Source organism: Dermacoccus sp. UBA1591, assembly GCF_002322065.1.
Lineage (GTDB): Bacteria > Actinomycetota > Actinomycetes > Actinomycetales > Dermatophilaceae > Dermacoccus > Dermacoccus nishinomiyaensis.
The window spans coordinates 1-2695 of record NZ_DCNR01000076.1; the positions used below are offsets into that span (position 1 = coordinate 1).

The 2695-nt window shown below is 66.9% G+C and carries 2 protein-coding genes; both read left to right on the top strand.

Annotation, left to right across the window (positions count from 1 at the left end):
* Positions 1–70 precede the first annotated feature (70 nt).
* On the top strand, positions 71–1246 hold the full coding sequence (locus B2284_RS07835; protein WP_006944020.1) for an NADH-quinone oxidoreductase subunit D: 1176 nt from the start codon (positions 71–73) through the stop codon (positions 1244–1246).
* Positions 1247–1580: 334 nt separating this feature from the next.
* The gene (locus B2284_RS07840; protein WP_286697353.1) at positions 1581–2645 is read left to right on the top strand and encodes a DUF6801 domain-containing protein; all 1065 of its coding nucleotides are present in this window, start codon (positions 1581–1583) and stop codon (positions 2643–2645) included.
* The last annotated feature ends 50 nt before the right edge of the window (positions 2646–2695 follow it).

The window sequence follows — 2695 nt, forward strand, 5'->3', positions numbered from 1 at the left end:
CGCCCACGTGCCCCACTCCATCAGGGCGCGGCGCCGCGGCGGGCGTCGTCGCGTTTGGCAAACTGGGGGCATGTCGTCTCCTGCGTCGTCCCCGCGTGAACTCACCGTCGGCATGGGCGCGGGTGGGCTCGCGACGTCGGACATGGTGCTCAACATCGGCCCGCAGCATCCGGCGACACATGGCGTGCTGCGCCTACGCATCACGCTCGACGGTGAGCGCATCACGAAGTGCGAGCCGATCGTCGGGTACATGCACCGTGGCGCCGAGAAGTTGTTCGAGGTGCGCGACTACCGTCAGATCCTCGTGCTCGCGAACCGTCACGACTGGCTGTCGGCGTTCAGCAGTGAGATCGGCGTGGCCCTAGCCGTCGAGAAGATGCTGGGCATGGAGGTGCCTGAGCGCGCGACGTGGACGCGGACGCTGCTCTCCGAGTTGAATCGCGTGCTCAATCACCTCATGTTCCTCGGTTCGTATCCACTCGAATTGGGCGCCATCACGCCGATGTTCTACGTGTTCCGTGAGCGCGAAGAGCTGCAGGGCGTCATGGAGGAAATCGCGGGCGGCCGCCTGCATTACATGTTCAACCGCGTCGGCGGCCTGCGCGACGACATTCCGGCCGGGTGGCTCGATCGCGCCGCGGCGGCCGTTTCTCTCGTGCGTTCACGCATGCCGGAGATCGAGAGCTTCATCGTCGGTAATCCGATCTTGAATGCGCGGACGAAGGGCGTTGGCGTCGTTTCTCGCGAGATGGTCGAGCAGTACGGCATCACCGGGCCGATCGCGCGCGCGTCGGGCGTCGACGTCGACCTGCGCCGCGACGACCCATATCTCGCCTACGGAGAGCTGTTCGCTCCGGGCGGGCCGGGGCGCGTCATCACGCGCTCCCAGGGTGATTCGCTGGCTCGTCTCGAGGTGTTGCTCGATCAGACGCATGTGTCGCTCGATCTCGCGGACGCCTGCATCGAAGTGCTGCGGAGCTTGCCGCCGGGGCCGGTGAACGTGAAGTTGCCGAAGGTGCTGAAGGTGCCTGAGGGCGATGGGTATGTGGCGACGGAGAATCCGCTCGGTTTCAACGGGTATTACATCGTGTCGCGCGGTGAGAAGACGCCGTGGCGGTTGAAGTTGCGTTCGGCGTCGTTCAACAACATGGCGTGCCTCGGCGAGGTGATGAGGGGGCAACTCTTGGCCGACATGGTGGCGATCTTGGGGTCGATGTTCTTTGTGGTCGGGGATATAGACAAATGAGTCCCGCCGAGCGGAGCTGAGGCCGACGTCGGAGCTTGCGGAGCATGCCGGCCTTGGCGCAGCGAGGTGGGTCTCATTTATCAATCAGATATCGACAAGTAGATGCAGCCCTTGCGCACGGTACGGGCCCGGCCTGAGCGCCAGGCAGCGACACCGCCCCATCGTTCGTCCGAGCCACGCCGGATCGCGCGGCCCTCTTCTCGCGCACCGAGAAAACCTACGCTTCCGTAGGTGAACCGCCGCAAAAGCGATGTGTGTCACGTCACACGGGGTTACGCTCAGGTAGGGCCTGCGCCCGTCGACCCCCTGTTTCGACCCTCAGGAGTTGTTTTCCATGAGCAAGCACTCAGTTCGCCCCGCCTCTCGCACCCGCCGCGGTCTTGCATCGATTGGCGCCCTCAGCCTCGTCGGCGGCGCCTCCCTCATCGGTGTCGCAGCCATGGCGCCGAGCGCCAGCGCGGCCACGGAACTCGTCTACACGTGCAACACGGCCGTCGGCGACAAGGACGTCACCGTCGCCATCGACACCAACGCTCCGACGAGCGGCACCGTCGGTTCGCCCATCACCGTCTCGAAGGTCACGGGCCAGATCACGCTGCCGGGCGACCTCGGCAACGCGATGGCCGGTTTCCTCGGCTGGAACTACGTCAGCGGGTCGACGCCCAACACGGTGACGATCGCGGGCCCCGACGGCACGACCACGCAGGACGTGCAGCTGACGACCGCGAAGACGCACATCTTCAACAACGGCTGGGTCAACGACGGCACCTACGGCGGTTTCGGGCCCGACGGCCACCTCGTGCTGCCCCTGGCAGGCTCGCCCGACACAACGATGACGCCGAAGAACGCCGGTACGTACACGATCTCGGCGCCTGACACGTTCATGTCCACGTTCACGGGCACCAAGGCGGACGGAACAACTGCGTCCCTCGACAGCGCCTGCACCTACAAGAGCGGCACGAAGGTCGTCGACTCCATCACGGTGACGGCTTCGGCCCCTTCGACCTCGACCACGCCGACGAGCCCGACCACGGAGCCCACCAGCCCGACGACGTCGCCCACCACGTCGACGGAACCCACGAGCCCCACGACGTCGCCCACCACGTCGACGGAACCCACGAGCCCGACGACGAGCACGTCGCCGACGACGTCGACCTCGCCCACCACGTCGACGAGTCCCACGACGAGCGCGAGCACCAGCCCGACGGCGCCGTCCACGAGCACGGCCAGCTCCACGGCGATGCCGTCGCCGTCGCACACGACGGGCGGCGGTGAGGGCCCGAAGGTCGACACCGACTACGTCGGCCACGACTCGATGAACCTCGCCGGCATCGGCCTCGCTGCGGCGGGTGTCGTCGCCATCGGCGGCGCGGCGTTCGCCGGACGTCGAGAGAACTGACGCCAGCCGGCGGGCCTCAGCACCCGCGCCCCGCATGACGATGGGGCCCG